This is a genomic window from Leptospira sp. WS58.C1, from assembly GCF_040833995.1.
GTDB classification, from domain to species: Bacteria; Spirochaetota; Leptospiria; order Leptospirales; family Leptospiraceae; genus Leptospira_B; species Leptospira_B cinconiae.
On sequence record NZ_CP162137.1, the window covers coordinates 1,466,817 to 1,482,573 of the forward strand.

At 42.5% G+C, this 15,757-nt stretch carries 15 protein-coding genes; 13 read left to right on the plus strand and 2 right to left on the minus strand.

Going from position 1 to position 15,757, the window contains the following annotated elements; all coding sequences use genetic code 11:
* Positions 1-4 precede the first annotated feature (4 nt).
* From AB3N61_RS06655 to AB3N61_RS06665, 3 genes are read left to right on the plus strand one after another with little or no spacing between them, the layout of a single operon-like run.
* Positions 5-394 (plus strand): hypothetical protein, encoded by a 390-nt coding sequence (locus AB3N61_RS06655; protein WP_367898832.1) that lies wholly within the window; start codon positions 5-7, stop codon positions 392-394.
* Positions 394-1,659, plus strand: coding sequence for a baseplate J/gp47 family protein (locus tag AB3N61_RS06660; protein ID WP_367898833.1), 1,266 nt, complete (start codon positions 394-396; stop codon positions 1,657-1,659). Before AB3N61_RS06655 ends, AB3N61_RS06660 begins: the two co-directional genes overlap by 1 nt.
* Complete coding sequence (locus AB3N61_RS06665) at positions 1,656-2,603, plus strand: hypothetical protein (protein ID WP_367898834.1); 948 nt, start codon at positions 1,656-1,658, stop codon at positions 2,601-2,603. The genes AB3N61_RS06660 and AB3N61_RS06665 overlap by 4 nt, the downstream gene beginning before the upstream one ends.
* A gap of 115 nt (positions 2,604-2,718) precedes the next feature.
* Here AB3N61_RS06665 and AB3N61_RS06670 read toward each other — a convergent pair whose 3' ends face one another.
* A complete protein-coding gene (locus AB3N61_RS06670; protein ID WP_367898835.1) occupies positions 2,719-3,000 on the minus strand; it encodes a hypothetical protein in 282 nt (93 codons plus the stop codon).
* Between AB3N61_RS06670 and AB3N61_RS06675 the strand changes: the two genes are divergently transcribed.
* The 7 genes from AB3N61_RS06675 to AB3N61_RS06705 are packed head-to-tail and all read left to right on the plus strand — an operon-like array spanning position 2,990 to position 9,444.
* A complete protein-coding gene (locus tag AB3N61_RS06675) occupies positions 2,990-3,790 on the plus strand; it encodes a hypothetical protein (RefSeq protein WP_367898836.1) in 801 nt (266 codons plus the stop codon). The genes AB3N61_RS06670 and AB3N61_RS06675 overlap by 11 nt on opposite strands.
* Positions 3,787-4,992: a hypothetical protein gene (locus AB3N61_RS06680; RefSeq protein WP_367898837.1), complete on the plus strand. Its 1,206-nt coding sequence runs from the start codon at positions 3,787-3,789 to the stop codon at positions 4,990-4,992. The genes AB3N61_RS06675 and AB3N61_RS06680 overlap by 4 nt, the downstream gene beginning before the upstream one ends.
* 41 nt (positions 4,993-5,033) lie before the next feature.
* The gene (locus AB3N61_RS06685; RefSeq protein WP_367898838.1) at positions 5,034-5,450 is read left to right on the plus strand and encodes a hypothetical protein; all 417 of its coding nucleotides are present in this window, start codon (positions 5,034-5,036) and stop codon (positions 5,448-5,450) included.
* Entirely contained in the window at positions 5,447-6,667 is a 1,221-nt protein-coding gene (locus AB3N61_RS06690; RefSeq protein WP_367898839.1) for a hypothetical protein, read from the plus strand. Before AB3N61_RS06685 ends, AB3N61_RS06690 begins: the two co-directional genes overlap by 4 nt.
* A gap of 46 nt (positions 6,668-6,713) precedes the next feature.
* Complete coding sequence (locus AB3N61_RS06695; RefSeq protein ID WP_367898840.1) at positions 6,714-7,943, plus strand: hypothetical protein; 1,230 nt, start codon at positions 6,714-6,716, stop codon at positions 7,941-7,943.
* A gap of 45 nt (positions 7,944-7,988) precedes the next feature.
* A complete protein-coding gene (locus AB3N61_RS06700) occupies positions 7,989-8,441 on the plus strand; it encodes a hypothetical protein (protein ID WP_367898841.1) in 453 nt (150 codons plus the stop codon).
* A complete protein-coding gene (locus tag AB3N61_RS06705; RefSeq protein WP_367898842.1) occupies positions 8,428-9,444 on the plus strand; it encodes a hypothetical protein in 1,017 nt (338 codons plus the stop codon). The genes AB3N61_RS06700 and AB3N61_RS06705 overlap by 14 nt, the downstream gene beginning before the upstream one ends.
* Positions 9,445-10,254: 810 nt before the next feature.
* Here the strand turns inward: AB3N61_RS06705 and AB3N61_RS06710 are convergent.
* Positions 10,255-10,539 (minus strand): lysozyme inhibitor LprI family protein, encoded by a 285-nt coding sequence (locus tag AB3N61_RS06710; RefSeq protein ID WP_367898843.1) that lies wholly within the window; start codon positions 10,537-10,539, stop codon positions 10,255-10,257.
* 459 nt (positions 10,540-10,998) lie between these two features.
* Here AB3N61_RS06710 and AB3N61_RS06715 point away from each other — a divergent pair, with 459 nt between their 5' ends.
* Genes AB3N61_RS06715 through glgX form a run of 3 tightly spaced genes read left to right on the plus strand, consistent with a single transcriptional unit; the run spans position 10,999 to position 15,755 of the window.
* On the plus strand, positions 10,999-12,312 hold the full coding sequence (locus tag AB3N61_RS06715) for a glycosyltransferase family 4 protein (RefSeq protein ID WP_367898844.1): 1,314 nt from the start codon (positions 10,999-11,001) through the stop codon (positions 12,310-12,312).
* Entirely contained in the window at positions 12,309-13,550 is a 1,242-nt protein-coding gene (locus AB3N61_RS06720; RefSeq protein WP_367898845.1) for a glycoside hydrolase family 57 protein, read from the plus strand. The genes AB3N61_RS06715 and AB3N61_RS06720 overlap by 4 nt, the downstream gene beginning before the upstream one ends.
* A 12-nt stretch (positions 13,551-13,562) precedes the next feature.
* A complete protein-coding gene (gene glgX, locus AB3N61_RS06725; protein ID WP_367898846.1) occupies positions 13,563-15,755 on the plus strand; it encodes a glycogen debranching protein GlgX in 2,193 nt (730 codons plus the stop codon).
* Positions 15,756-15,757: the final 2 nt, after the last annotated feature.

Consider the following 15,757-nt stretch of genomic DNA (forward strand, 5'->3'; position numbering starts at 1 on the left):
TATTATGAAAACATTAAAAATTGAGAATAACGATTTAGTTTATACGAAAAGCCAAGGTGCAAACGACTTATCTCCGAATAGAGGACGTTTGGTTATGCTTGAAGGCATTGATGCTCTTCGCCAAATTTTAGGAAATCGTCTGAAGATGTTTTTAGGAGAATGGTATCTGGCTCCGAACGAAGGGGTGGATTGGTTGAATTTAGTGGACCAAAAAATATTCTTTCGTCCCGGTTTCCTTGCGGAGATCAGACAAGCGATTCTAAAGGAACCGGCAGTTACTAATATTCTTTCTTTGGATGCCGATTTTGATCCTAAGGCAAGGAAAGTCACGATCCAATTTAAAGTTGAAAGTAAATTCGGTACTCTTTCGAATTCAGTTTCAGGAGAAGTATAATGGCTTTTGGAGTTACTCCTCAGGGATTTATTCGCAAATCATATGCCGATATTCTCCAAGCCTTGGAAGATCGAGCCAAGTTGGAAGAGAACTTTGGACCGGAAATTGATCTATCTCCTTACGGTGAGTTGGGGATTATTCTTCAAAACGTAGCAAGAGAATTTGACGAAGTTTGGCAGGGATTAGAAGAAACATATTATTCAAAATTTATAAACCAAGCCGAAGGAGTTCAGTTGGATCGGATTGTCGCTCAGGGTGGACTTTCCCGGATCCCGGCAAGAAAATCCACCGTCACTTTGAAAATACTTGGTGATTTAAGTGCAGAAGTCTCTTCCGGTTTTATTGTTCAAACTCCCACCGGAATTCAATTCGAAGTAGTTGAGCCGGGACTCATCACGAACGCGGCTGGAACTGACTTTGCTTTTCGTAGTATAGAGACAGGTGGAAAGACAGTCGTTGCTGCAGGGACTATTACGGAGATCGTGACTCAACTACCTGGAATCAATTCGGTTACTAATTTTGCTCCATCTACGGGGGGAGGGCCGATCGAATCTGATGCGGAGTTAAGACAAAGATATAAAGATCGGGGAGCTTCCGGTGGATCTTCCTTACCTGCTATAAGAGAGACTATATTAGGTGTTAATGGAGTTACATCCGTTTTTGTTTACGAAAATGTAAAGAGTACTGTGGATGAAGGGAGACCGCCTCATTCGATAGAGATCGTAGTGGTCGGGACTCCGCCGCTTGTTTCCGGAGGGGATCCTGAGGATCTATATAGACAGAGTATTGCGGAAGCCATTTTCAATTCTAAGCCGGCGGGAATAGAAACCTTTGCGGTCGATGGACCAAATAAGCGTACAAAAACGGTAACCGATGCGAATGGGCAATCTCATACGATGAACTGGGCCATTCCTAGCGCTAAGAATGTTTATGTTGCCGTTAAGATAACAAAAAATTCAGAATGGACCGCTACAAACGCAGATATTGTTCGAACCAGAGTTATTCAACTTGTAGGAGGAGTCGACACAATCGGATCCGAATCTATCGAATATCCAGGGCTTGATCTGGGAGCAGATGTCGTGGCATGGCAGATCGTTGCAAACTTCGACGGTATCAAAGGGATAGATGATATCGTGGTTTATTTGTCTTTCACTGCTTTCGGAACCATTCCCCCGGATCCAGCTTGGATCTCCAAATTAGCGATCGGTCCTTCCGAATATGCCCAGACCTTCACATCTAATATAAGCGTATACTATACACCATGAGCGCGATAGAATTACTCAAGAAATTTCCTGAATCCATTCTAAACCGGGATGAAAATTCCTGGTTGGGAAAACTTTGGAAAATTATCTCGGCAGAATTCGATGAAATAGAAATCCAGCTACAGGCTATTAAAGATCTTGAACATATTTATTTAGCTTCCGGAGTAAATTTGGATCAACTTGGTTCTTTGGTAAATGAAACTAGGGAGCCCGGATATGATGACGATATCTATCGTCTATTTATACTAATTGCAATTAGCAAACGTTTGGCGAAGGGAACTCTTCCTGAAATTATAGAAATTGGAAAGAATGTCGCCGGTCTCGAAACTGGAGCCGTATTTATTCCGAAAGAATTCTACCTGGATTCCGAATTGTTTTTAGATGATCAAGGTATATTGGATGGAAACGATCCGCTTGATCCGGATGAGAAACGACCTGCATCCTTCGTGATTGAAATTGAGGGCGAAGTGGATTATCTAAAAGTACCTACGCTACTTGCAAAGGCAGTGGATTTAATTCGCCCGGCAGGGGTTTACGCAAAAACAAAAATACGATTTGTGTATTTGGATTCGAGGGAAGGTGCGAGAACGAAAAGAACTAAAACGTGGGACGGGACAGGTCTTTTTGACGGTTTAACCTACTGGAATCCTCAGGCAAATTATATTATCGATGAAGCAGCTATCGGTAGTGGAGGGAATGTAATTCCTCCTCCTTCTTCCGGTCAACTTGCGAATGAATTAGTTCGTAAACCGGTGCGTATCCAGCAATTGCCGGATGGCACGAAAGAATATACGATCAATATAGGTTTTACCGAAGAAAACGGAGAGAATATTAATGAAATAGTATTCCTATCCGAAGGGACTCCGATCTTTAAAGACACTTTTCCGGACAAACCAAAGAACTCTACTTTAATCTATGATTTCAAATTAAGGGAGGTTCCATTATAATGTCTCTTCCAAATCCATCTCCAAATACGAATTTTAATCGAAACACACATAATGATGGTCTGTTGTTTGGCGCTGAATTCGAGCGATTGTATGCAAATGATAATGCGCTGCAAGCTCAAGTAACGGATTTGCAGAATGAATTATTGCCGACTTCGTTTATTACTAATGCTCCTGATTGGTCCAATCCTCCAACGAATTTAGCTCCTTCTGTGAAGGCGGCGTATTTAAAAGCGAAACGAGTTCTGAATACCTTTTCGGGTTGGATACTTGATTTTTGGACTAGCCGAACATCTCCGACTACGAGTGCTTGGAGTTCGGTTTGTTGGGCTCCTTCGCTTGGAATGTTCGTGGCTGTGTCAGATGGTGTTTCAGATACATATCGAAGTATGAGTTCCACAAACGGGATCAATTGGGGGGCGAATAGTTGCCCTGACAATCAGTGGACTTCTGTTTGCTGGTCCCCTGAACTGAATCTTTTTGTAGCAGTCGCGAAATCCGGGACTGGAAATCGAGTGATGACAAGTTCGAACGGCACGAACTGGACAAGTCGAACGAGTGCTGCGGACAATAATTGGACCTCCGTTTGTTGGTCATCCGAATTGCATTTATTTGTAGCGGTTGCGAGTTCAGGAACGGGTAACCGAGTTATGACTTCTCTTGACGGCATCAATTGGATAAGTCGTGTAAGTGCCGCAAATAATAATTGGAGTTCAGTTTGTTGGTCTCCCCAGTTAGGTTTGTTCGCTGCTGTCGGTACGTTTATTGACATGGGTGTGATGACAAGTCCAGACGGGATCGTATGGACATCTCGATATGTCTCAGGAGACCAGTGGCGCTCTATCTGTTGGTCGAAGGAACTTGGAATATTCCTGGCAGTTAGTTACGGTGTAGGCTATCAGATACTGGTTTCTTCCGATGGAGTCAATTGGCAGAGCAATGGCGTCATGAACGGTGGTTATTGGACTTCTGTAAGCTGGTCTTCAGAACTAAATTTATTTGTGGCTCTTGCTACGGGTGGATTTATGGGAAACGGGATTATGACATCTTCAGACGGAGTCAATTGGTGTCTGAGAAAAGTACAGGGTTTTTTAGGAACGGCCCTTTGTTGGTCTTCTGAGTTGGGCTTGTTTGCGGCAGTAGCAAATGATAGCGGGATAATGACTTCCAAAAATGGAATAGGCAGATGACGATCCCAAACAACAATCCTAATACAATATTTACACGCACCACTCCAGATGATGGTGTATTATTCGGAACAGAGTTTTCTCGATTGTACGCAAACGACAATGAGCTGCAAAACCAAGTTAATTATTTAGAAACTCAGTTCGATCCTCAATCACAACTTTCTAATACTCCAAATTGGTCTTCTCCTTCTAGTTCGATAGCTCCTTCTGCTAAAGCGTTGGACGCGAGAGCGAAGAGTCTTATTCCTTTGAAAAGATTTGCTGGTTGGATGACTGACTTTTGGGTGTTGAGGACAACCCCGGCAGCCGATGTTTTGACTTCAGTGTGTTGGGCATCCGAATTGAACTTGTTTGTCGCAGTTGGAGTGACAGCATCTAATAATCAAGCTATGACCTCTTCTGATGCAGTCAATTGGACTGCTCGACCCATATCAGGAAATAACGTTTGGTCTTTTGTTTGCTGGTCTCCTCAGTTGAGTTTGTTCGTAGCTGTGGGTAGTAGTGGGACCAACCCAGTAATGACCTCCCCTGACGGAATTATTTGGACCTCTCGAGTCAGTCCTGAAAATAACTGGAATTCCGTTTGCTGGTCTCCTCAGTTGAGTTTGTTCGTAGCTGTGGGTAGTAGCGGGACCAATCCAGTAATGACCTCCCCTGACGGAATTATTTGGACCTCTCGAATCACTTCGAATTTTTCCTGGAACTCCGTTTGTTGGTCACCCGAGTTGAGTTTATTCGTTGTCGTGGGTAGCGGGACCAGTGGGGTAATGACCTCCCCTGATGGAATTACCTGGACTACTATTACCGGCATTCCGGGAAATAACTGGCGCTCCGTTTGTTGGTCACCCGAGTTGCATTTGTTTGTAGCGGTGGCTCTTAATGGAACAGGCAATCGTGTCATGACTTCTCCTAATGGAATTAATTGGACCTCCCGATTGAGCGCGGCAGATAGTCTATGGTCTTCCGTTTGCTGGTCTCCCGAATTATATCTGTTCGTTGCGGTAGCAAAAATTGGAACAGGTAATTATATAATGACTTCTCCTGACGGAACCAATTGGAGTCTACGATCGGGTGCCGCAGATAATTCCTGGGAATCAGTTTGCTGGTCACCGCAATTAGGCATTTTTGCTGCTGTCTCTTCAGGAAGCAATAGCAATCGAGTTATGACTTCCGGCTCCGGTCTAGGGGTCGGATATTTAGGATAAATATACTGTAGCAATAATACATTAGAAAAACTGAAACTATCATGGCAATACCTCAGATTTCTCCAAATACCATTTTTAATAGGTTCACCCCGAGCGATGGACTTCTCTTCGGAATAGAATATACCCGTCTCTACGCGAATGATCGAGCTTTGCCAGATCAATTGACTGCTCTAGATCCGCAAACTTATGTGACTGACACTCCTAATTGGAGCGCTCCTTTGGAGGCAAATCTTGCATCTTCCCAAAGAGCGTTTGATTCTTTGGTCCAATCTTTAGTGCCAACATTTCTGAAGAATATGGCAGCGTGGTTCGCCGATTTTTGGGTAATACATACTAACCCGGTAGACAATACTTGGACTTCTATTTGTTGGTCTCCGCAATTAGGAATCTTTGCAGTTGTAGGGAGTACTGGTTCAGGAAATCGATTTATGACAACTCGTAATGGTATAGGAAAATGACGATTCCAAACAATAACCCAAATACTATCTTTACTCGCACTACTCCGGATGACGGTCTATTATTCGGAACCGAGTTTTCTCGATTGTATGCAAACGACAATGAATTACAGAACCAAGTAAATTTTTTAGAGAACCAGTTCGATCCTCAATCACAACTTTCTAATACTCCAAATTGGTCTTCTCCTTTTACTTCGATTGCTCCTTCTGCCAAAGCGTTGGACGCGAGAGCGAAGAGTGTTATTCCTTTGAAAAGATTTGCTGGTTGGATGACTGACTTTTGGATAATGAGAATAAGTCCGGCAGATAATCAATGGACCTCTGTATGCTGGTCATCTGAACTTAATCTTTTTGTAGCGGTCGCAAACAGTGGTATTAGTAATCGAGTGATGACTAGTAGTGATGGAATGGTTTGGACAATTCGCGCAAGTGCTACAGATAATACATGGGTATCTGTCTGTTGGTCCCCTCAGTTGAATCTTTTTGTCGCAATTAGTGATTCCGGTACTGGTAACCAAGTAATGACTAGTTCTGATGGCATAACTTGGATTAGTGGAACAAGTGCGACTAATAATTCTTGGCGTTCTGTTTGTTGGTCGTCCCAGTTGAATTTGTTCGTTGCAGTGGCCAATACGGGTACAGGCGATCGAGTAATGACTAGTTCTGATGGCATAACTTGGATTAGTAGAACAAGTGCAGCAGATAATTCATGGAGTTCTGTTTGTTGGTCGCCGCAGTTGAATTTGTTCGTTGCAGTAGCCAATACGGGTACAGGCAATCGAGTGATGACTTCCTCTAACGGAATAAATTGGACAAGTCGAACGAGTGCCGCGGACAATAATTGGACCTCAATTTGTTGGTCATCTCAGTTGAATTTGTTCGTTGCAGTAGCATCAGGAAGTGGCAGTAATGTAATGACTAGTGCGGATGGAATTACATGGGTGGGGCGGACAGGTGCGGCAGATAATCAATGGACCTCCGTTTGTTGGTCTCCAGAGCTAGGAATTTTTGTAGCTGTGGCTTACTTGCTCATTAGCAATCGAGTGATGACTAGTCCCGACGGGAGTAACTGGACACTTCGATCAGGAGCTAATGAAATGGCATGGCAGTCGGTTTGTTGGTCTCCTGAATTAGGAATGTTTGTTGCGGTAGCCTATGCAGGTAGCTCAAATCGAATTATGACTACTGGTTCCGGCCTCGGTAAAGGATATTTAGGATAACTACATCCTTTGGTAACTCTATCATATTAGGAAAACTGAAATTATCATGACTATACCTCAGATCTCTCCAAATACGATTTTTAATAGGTTCACTCCAAGTGACGGACTCCTTTTCGGAATAGAATTTGCTCGTCTCTATGCGAATGATCGAGCTTTGCAAGATCAATTAACTGCGCTAAATCCGCAAACTTACATAACAGACACTCCTAATTGGAACGCTCCTCTTGAGACAAATCTCGCTCCTTCTCAAAGGGCTGTGGATTCTTTGATCCAATCTTTGGTGCCAACGTTTCTTAAGAATATGGCAGCATGGTTTGCAGATTTTTGGGTAACACGCACTAATCCTGTAGATAATAATTGGACTTCGATTTGCTGGTCACCGCAATTGAACCTTTTTGTTGCGGTTGCAAGTGGTGCTGGCACTGGAAATCGAGTAATGACATCTCCGGATGGAGTTACCTGGACAAGTCGGACAAGTGTTCCGGACAATACTTGGACGTCTGTTTGCTGGTCCCCCCAATTAAATCTTTTTGTGGCTGTTTCAAATGCAGGAACAAATCGCGTGATAACATCTCCAGACGGAGTTGCGTGGACAAGTCGAGCGATCACTTTCGCTGTAGGTTGGACCTCTGTATGTTGGTCTCCTCAGTTAAGTCTTTTTGTTGCCGTTGGTAACAGTGGAACAAGCGCAAACAAGATAATGACATCTGCTAATGGAACGAGTTGGACTATCCGAACAGTTTCGCTTACTAGTCTGAACTATGCTTCAGTCTGTTGGTCTTCTGAGCTTGGTATTTTTGTGGCAGTGGGCGGAACCGGAACAATTGATCACACGATGACTTCCACTGATGGGATTTCATGGCTTCAAAGACTAATAAGTAATACTGATATAATTTGGAGTTCAGTCTGTTGGTCCCCTGAACTTGGGCTATTTGCAGCAGTCGCAAATACTGGAACTGGAAATCGAGTGATGACTAGCGTAGATGGAGCTAACTGGATAGGTCGAACGAGTGCAGCCAATAACACATGGACCTCAATATGCTGGTCTCCATTACTAAAACTTTTTATTGCAGTCGCAAGTTCCGGAACTGGTAACCGCGTCATGTCTTCTTCAGACGGTATCAATTGGACGGTTAGAGCGAGTGCTGCAGACAATAACTGGACTTCTGTTTGTTGGTCTCCTGAGTTAGGGACATTTGTTGCAGTTGCGAATACCGGGACTGGAAATCGAGTAATGACAACTCGAACCGGTTTAGGGAAAGGTCATACTTCTTAAGATATTAGAATAAAGTTATTTTTTTGATAATAGGGAATTTGTTATATGCCAACACCATTTAATACACCGGAAACGACTTTCAATCGATTTACTCCAAATGATGGAAATCTTCTCGGCTCCGAGTTTGGTCGTTTATATACGAACGACAATACTTTGCAGAGCGAAATCGACGAGATCAATGCGCCTGAGTTTGATAATGGGAATTCCGGTGCTTCTAAGACGATCAATTTCGCGTTAGGATATGCACATAGATTGGTTTTAGATTCTTCGAATTGCACTTTGGCTTTTTCCGGTCCGAAATCGGGGAAAGTATATTCTATTTTCCTGATACAGGATGCGACTGGCGGAAGAACGGTCACCTGGCCTTCTTCTGTTGTATGGCCCGGTGGTGTTGCACCGATCTTGAGTTCCGGTCCCAATAAGGCGGATCTGATGATTTTCTATTATTCCGGATCAAAATATTACGGAAGTTATTCTCAAAATTATGCTACTACATAGAGCACTTTTCGCCGGAGCAGTTTCCGTAACTCCTGCTTTAGATGTTGTAAACGGTGGTTGGAAAGTTGCGACCGCTAAAGTATTTTCGAGTATCGCAACAGGCTATAAAATTTTCATGAAAGCGGGCTCCTTCGTATCTTTATCGGACTATGATGAAGTCCAGGAAATTTCGGGGGGAGGACAGAGGCATGTTTTATTTAATACGCCTATCGAAGGACAAACTTATTACTTTATTGCGGTTGCCTTACAAGACTCGGAAACTTCTTTGCCTTCCGTAATTAAACCTTTCACCGAAAACGAAACAGTCTTATTTTCGAAATCTTCTGTAGGTACTTTTGCCTTCATGGTTCCTCAAGATATTTACGTATTAAACTGCAATTTGGTAGGGGGTGCAGGTGGTCCAGGAGGAGGAGGTGGTGGCGGTGCTAATGACTTCTTTAGTGGGACCGGCGGAATTGGTGGTAGCGGTGGCGCTAAAGGAGAAGATACTAGTTTCGGATCTAATGCTGCCTCGGGCGGTAGTGGAGGAGGAGGCGGTGGTGGTGGCGCAAGTCATCGACCGGTTTTGCCGCCTGTATTACCTGGGCAATCTGGAACTTCTGGTATGAATAGTACCGTATTTGCAGGGGGGGCTGGAGGAGCGGGCGGTAATGAGAGCGGATCCGCTCAATCCGGCAGTGACGGCAGTATGAATGCGGAAGGTTCCTGGTCAGAGCAACCAAGCTGGGGGCGGAGGAATACATTTGCTCCTTCCGGTGGTGCCGGAAGGAATTCTTCTCCATCTGGAGCTTCAGGCGGACTTGGCGGTTCAGGAGAATATTTGAATATTCCGAATTTACAAGTCATTCCGGGATCAAGTATTTCGGGAATTGTGGGCAATCGAGGAAACGGAGGTGCAGGCGGTTCGGGAGGAGCAACACTTTCCGGGCAATATGGCGGCAATGGCCAGATGGCGACTGGCAGTAATTTAGGAAATCCCGGAGGAATACAGATCAAGGGTTAAGTAATTTCTGTTTTTTTAATTTGAAGAATAGTAATTTTATAAAATTGAATATTCTTCAGAAGATAATATTCAATTTTTCTGTCGCACGGGACATAAATGTGTGAGTTCCAGAACATGGTGCAAATACAATTTAGGAGAACATTTATATACCAATCCTGAGCATAAAGAAGAAGATAACATGAGATAGAAGCACGCCGAACGACGGGCTCCTTTTTGATCAAGAGTATTCTTCACTCTATACAAACGACATTTCTCTACAATCTCAAGTGGAGAATTTACAATCACCAATCGATTCTTTAACGGCTTTGCTTTCAACGACAAACGTCCCTTTGGGAGCAATCATTGAATTCGATTTTCCGAATATTCCTTCCGCTTTTATGATCACAAACGGTCAGGCAATTTCAAGGACGACGTATTCTGCTCTATGGAATCTTGTTCATCGTACGATAATCGGCATTGTTCCGGCTACCGATCGGATCCAGTCGAATTCTCATGGGCTCAGCGCAGGACAATTGGTGATGTTTTCGTTTACCGGAGGTGGGATTAAGTCAACTGTTCTTTACTTTGTAATAAGTCCCTCTAACAACGATTTTCAGAATTCTTTGACTAATTTAAGGGAAGTTATTGATTTAACTGTAACTTAAATACGGGATCAGAAAAAAATGGGTGCTCTAAAGTTTTAATGATCGGAGATATCCAAATAGATTTCAAGATAGAAGATAAATTCAAAATCCCTTTACTGGGGGGTGAGAATGATTATATCACGAGGGGATGATCCAGAAATCGATTTGAACGGAAAAGTATTTTTGCTCACGGCAGGGAAAGTCCAGGACCTTCACAAATCCCGTCTCTGTATCCGATCCAAAGAACTTGCAATTTTTTTAAATCTACCTTTTCGGGTTCGGACAAACCTTCCCTTATTTTTTTATAAGTAAGGTTCAATTCTTTGTCAGCGACTTGGTACTCGTTCATGTAACATTTTTTCTGATCGTTTTTGTTTTTGATCTTGGAACAAGGATCCGCCGGTTCGGATGTTTTGGATAAAAGGGAAAATGCAAGTAGGAGCAGGGAGGCGGAGGAGAGTAGAAAGCGCATGAAAGGATTTTATTATCCAACGGGAGATGACAATAATTTTCCTCGGCAAAGTGTTTCGTTTTTGTTCCTGATGTTCCGATTGTATAAGACATAATGAAGGTAGTGTCCTGAAAAGAATATCATGTTATTTTTATAATATGGAATAACATAAATTTTGTTTTATTTTTCTCTTTTGTTTGCCGTTTTTCTTTAGTTTTCATGCGAAGTCTTTCCCTTTATCTTTTTCTATTGCGGCCCTATAGTTAAATGGATGTTAGCTGAACTTGAGTGAGAATTGTGCAAGGATTTGATTGTCGGTATCGGTCGTAATTCTCCGTTAGATGAATGTCTATTGGATTCCCTGTGAATTTGTCGTTTCTCGGTTACTTACGTTGTTCGACCTTGTGGGTGTTGACGTTAGTGTAGAGTAAATGTATGATCTTTTGTCACAGGAATTCGGATATTAGGAGGCAAAGGATCATGAGAGATGCGAAAATACTCATGATTGGATGGGAATATCCCCCGAATATCACGGGAGGTCTTGGCGTTGCGTGTAAGGAAATTGCAAAAAATATCGCCTCCTTGGGATATAACGTCGATTTTATCGTTCCTAAACTACACGGAAACGAGGAAGAGATAGATGGTATTCGCCTTTTGGACATTCGAAAGGTTTGGGAACTATTGGGATCGAATGAAAAGGCGGAATTAATCAAAGAGAACGAAACGATTTTAGAAAGTCTTCCTGAAAGGCTTATGTTTTCTCCATATTTTTCTCCCGGGAAAAAGCAAGAAAGATCGTCAGGGATAACTTGGTCTTCCCAATATGCTGAAAATATGACACAAGAGTTGTCTGAAAAAATTCCGGAGATTGCAGGTGGATACGGTCCGGATCTATATTACGATATACGAATGTTTTCAAAGATTGTTTCCCTGTTGGGGGAAAAAATAAGACCGAATATCGTCCATGCGCATGACTGGATGACCTTTCTTGCTGCAAATGAGCTGAAGAGGAAAAAAAATATACCTACGATTCTTCATGTCCACGCTACTGAATTCGATCGATGTGGAGAGAGCGGTAATGAGGAAATCAAGCGGATAGAAAGAGAAGGTTTCGAATCCGCTGATCGTATCGTTTCTGTAAGCGAATATACTAAGAATATAATAAGAGATAAATACGGGATCGATGAGAATAAGATAGATGTCGCGCATAACGGTATTTCCCCTACGGCTGAAGGAAGGGAAAATTGGGGAGAGAATAATATTACAGACCCTATCATATTGTTTTTAGGAAGGATTACTCACCAAAAAGGTCCGGATTATTTTGTAAAGGCCGCCGCGAAGATCGTAAGGGAGGTTCCGAATGTGAAATTCGTCATGGCGGGAAGTGGAGACTTACAGAATCGCATGATAGAATTAGCCGCAGATTTGGGCCTGGGAGGTTATTTCCATTATACCGGGTTTTTAAATGCGGAGAAAACTCATCGCCTCTACAGTATGTGTTCCGTTTATATAATGCCGTCCGTTTCCGAACCTTTCGGTTTAACGGCATTAGAAGCAATGTCCCACAATCTGCCCGTCATTTTATCTAAACAATCCGGAGTGAGTGAGATCGTTCATCAATGTTTAAAATTTGATTTTTGGGATACGGATAGTCTTGCGGAAAAAGCGATCTCGATCCTGAAATACGGTCCTTTGAGGGAAGAGATCGGAAATCAGGCCAAAGCCGAATCTGAAAGGATCAATTGGATGTCTACCGCCAAAAAAATCGCCCAAGTGTATAGGAGCTTTTTATGATATCTGTGTGCTTTTATTTCGAAGTCCATCAACCGTTTCGTCTTAAACCTTATGATTTTTTCGGAATAGGAAAGGATCATACCTATTTCGACGAGGAGAGAAATAGGCAAATACTCCGAAAGGTATCGGAGAAATGTTATATCCCTACGACAAATCTTCTTTTGGACCTTATCCGCGAATTTAAAGAGGATTTTCAGGTAACTTTTTCCATTTCAGGAACGGCTATTGAGCAGTTTAAACTTTGGTATCCGGAAGTTCTAGATCAGTTTAAAAAATTAGCGGATACCGGATATGTGGAATTCCTTTCGGAGACATACTATCATTCCTTATCTAGTCTTTATTCGGAAAAGGAATTTTCGCGCCAGGTATTAAAACATAGAAAAACGATGAAGAAAGAGTTAGGAGTTCTTCCGCAAGCCTTTAGAAATACGGAATTGATATATTCCAATAATATTGCGCGCCTTGTTCGAAAAATGGGTTATACGCTCATGTTAATGGAAGGAGTAGATCGCCTTTTGGGATGGAGAAGTCCAAATTTTATGTACCAATCCAAATCGGAACCTGGTTTGAAACTTCTGACTAAAAATTACCGTTTAAGCGATGACATCGCTTTTCGTTTTTCCGAAAAAAATTGGTCCCATTTTCCTCTGAATACGGATAAGTTTTCCCGTTGGGTTCATTCCCTTGCCGGTAACGGAAATTGTGTGAACTTGTTTATGGATTTCGAGACATTTGGAGAACACCAATGGGCTGAATCTGGAATATTCGAATTCCTTAAATATCTTCCATCAGCTATTCGTAAACATCCTGATTTCAAATTTAGGACCGTTTCGAATGCAGCGGAACGAAGCCATAGTTTAGGAGAAATCGATACGGAAGAAGCCGTTTCCTGGGCGGATATGGAAAGAGATCTGTCGGCTTGGCTCGGAAATTCAATGCAAAGACAAGCAGTCCAAGCGTTATACGCATTGGAAGATAGAGTTCATTCTACCGGAGACGAAAAGATCATAGATACGTTCGGAAGACTTCAGACTTCGGATCATTTCTATTATATGTGTACGAAATATTTCAACGACGGTGACGTTCATAAATATTTCAGTCCGTACGGATCTCCTTACGAAGCTTACGTTTATTTTATGAATGTTCTTCAAGACTTTAAGCAAAGACTTGATGCCCCAAAATTACATTCAGTTCAGTCAAAAAAAGTTCTCCCTTCCGATTTCGTAACAGCGATATAGATTCGTTTCCGTATGAATCCGATCCGTATCGAAAATGAACGTCCGTACCGAGATATGGGACTAAGTTTTGCTCCTGGAAAACCGTACCCTTTGGGTGCAAGTTGGGACGGGAGAGGAGTTAATTTCGCGGTTTACTCAGAATACGCTACGAAAGTGGAAGTCTGTCTTTTTGCGGATTTGCTCTCTAAAAAGGAAGAAAAGCGTTTTAGCTTAAGTTCAAGATCGGGGCCTGTTTGGCACGGATATTTTTCCGGCCTTAAACCGGGAGTCTTGTACGGTTATAGGGTTCATGGGCCGTTCGAACCTTGGGAAGGCCATTGGTTCAATCCTTACAAGGTTCTTTTGGACCCGTATGCAAAGTCGATCGCTCGTCTTCCGGTTCTGGATCTTTCTTTATACGCGTATCGTCGGGAGAATTTGGAAAAAATCCCGAAAGAAAGTGACATCTCTATAATGAGTGAAGCGGATAACGCGGCATTCTCTCCTCTTGCTAGAGTGATTGATGAAAGTTTCGATTGGTCGAACGAGCATAAGCCTTCCTATTCCTGGCAAGATACGATCCTATATGAAGCTCATATTAAAAGTATGACTATAAATCATCCGGATATTCCGAAAGATTTACGAGGAACATTTTTGGGATTTTGTTCCGAACCGATACTGAACCATTTAAAAAGTATGGGGATTACTTCCGTCGAACTCTTACCGATCCATCAGTCTTATTCCGGCGCTCGTTTACAGACCTCCGGATTATCCGATTATTGGGGTTATAATACTTTGAACTTTTTCTCTCCGGATATACGTTATGCGCGAAAGGGAGCAGAGGTGGAATTACTCCGGGATTTCAAAACGATGGTAAAAACGTTTCATAGCGCAGGGATCGAGATAATACTCGATGTGGTTTATAATCATACCTGCGAGGAAGATCATTTCGGTCCGAATCTTCATTTTCGCGGTCTATGCAACCGATCGTACTATCGATTAGAAGATCATAAAAAGATGATGTATCGGAATTATTCTGGATGCGGCAATACATTAGATGTTTCTAAGCCGGTTGTGTTGGACCTGATCATCAATAGTCTTAGATATTGGGCCTCGGAAACGCATGTGGACGGATTTAGATTCGATTTAGCGGCAAGTTTGATCCGCGGGAGCGATGGACTTCCCGAATCCTTTCCTTCTTTTATCGCCGCATTGAAACGGGATCCGCTTCTTTCGGAACTCAAACTAATTGCGGAACCTTGGGACTTGGAAGGGAATTTTCAGGACCGTTTTCCTTCGCCATGGAGGGAATGGAGCGATACTTTTCGGGATTCCGTTCGTAAATTTTGGAATTCAGGTGATGTTGATTCTAAAGAAATACTTGGTCATTTAGGACAGAGAAGACTTACACCGGAAACTACGAAGGATCTTCCGTTTGAAAAATTAAATTTTATTACCTGTCACGATGGGTTTACACTTCAGGATTTGGTATCGTACAACGGAAAACATAACGAAAAAAACGGAGAAAATAACAGGGACGGTGCCGATCAGAATTACTCTTGGAATTGCGGCGAAGAGGGGCCTACACATAACGAAGATATTCTCTCTATGAGAGAAAGACAAAAAAGGAATCTGATCTCTAACCTTTTACTGTCTTCCTCTGTCCCGATGCTTTCGGGAGGAGACGAGCTTTCCAGAACTCAAAAAGGAAATAACAACGCATATTGCCAAGATAATAATATTAATTTTTACGACTGGGAATCGGATGCGGAAAAAGAGGATTTTTTTGCGTTCGTAAACTATTTGATCCGGTATAGAAAATCCAATCCTATATTTGGAAAAATTGATACGTTAATCTCGGATGATAATTCTCTTCTCTGGAAATCGATCGTTAGCGATGAGAATGGAGTCGAAATTTCCGATCCGTCGTTTGCAAGAAGCGGATCTTATCCGATTTCCTGGTATGCCCGTTTTAGAAAGACGGATCTTAAGAATATTATGCGGGAAACCGATTCGGAGATCGGCTTTATCCTTCTTTTGAATCCAACGGACAGGGAAGTGAAGTTCGTCTTTCCGGAGTCCAGCATCGGTTCTCCTTTGTGTAAAGTAATAGATACCTCCGAAAAAACTTTTTCCAACCGGAAGGAAATTCTTCTTTCTTCTTATATAGCACAACCTAAGTCGCTAGTCCTTTTCGAAGAACCTGGATCAGTGCTTAACGGATAATC

Coding starts and splice junctions, on each gene's coding strand:
- AB3N61_RS06655 (WP_367898832.1), top strand. CDS start 5: ATGAAAACATTAAAAATTGAGAATAACGATTTAGTTTATACGAAAAGC.
- AB3N61_RS06660 (WP_367898833.1), top strand. CDS start 394: ATGGCTTTTGGAGTTACTCCTCAGGGATTTATTCGCAAATCATATGCC.
- AB3N61_RS06665 (WP_367898834.1), top strand. CDS start 1,656: ATGAGCGCGATAGAATTACTCAAGAAATTTCCTGAATCCATTCTAAAC.
- AB3N61_RS06675 (WP_367898836.1), top strand. CDS start 2,990: ATGAGTTCCACAAACGGGATCAATTGGGGGGCGAATAGTTGCCCTGAC.
- AB3N61_RS06680 (WP_367898837.1), top strand. CDS start 3,787: ATGACGATCCCAAACAACAATCCTAATACAATATTTACACGCACCACT.
- AB3N61_RS06685 (WP_367898838.1), top strand. CDS start 5,034: ATGGCAATACCTCAGATTTCTCCAAATACCATTTTTAATAGGTTCACC.
- AB3N61_RS06690 (WP_367898839.1), top strand. CDS start 5,447: ATGACGATTCCAAACAATAACCCAAATACTATCTTTACTCGCACTACT.
- AB3N61_RS06695 (WP_367898840.1), top strand. CDS start 6,714: ATGACTATACCTCAGATCTCTCCAAATACGATTTTTAATAGGTTCACT.
- AB3N61_RS06700 (WP_367898841.1), top strand. CDS start 7,989: ATGCCAACACCATTTAATACACCGGAAACGACTTTCAATCGATTTACT.
- AB3N61_RS06705 (WP_367898842.1), top strand. CDS start 8,428: ATGCTACTACATAGAGCACTTTTCGCCGGAGCAGTTTCCGTAACTCCT.
- AB3N61_RS06710 (WP_367898843.1), bottom strand. CDS start 10,539: ATGCGCTTTCTACTCTCCTCCGCCTCCCTGCTCCTACTTGCATTTTCC.
- AB3N61_RS06715 (WP_367898844.1), top strand. CDS start 10,999: ATGAGAGATGCGAAAATACTCATGATTGGATGGGAATATCCCCCGAAT.
- AB3N61_RS06720 (WP_367898845.1), top strand. CDS start 12,309: ATGATATCTGTGTGCTTTTATTTCGAAGTCCATCAACCGTTTCGTCTT.
- glgX (WP_367898846.1), top strand. CDS start 13,563: ATGAATCCGATCCGTATCGAAAATGAACGTCCGTACCGAGATATGGGA.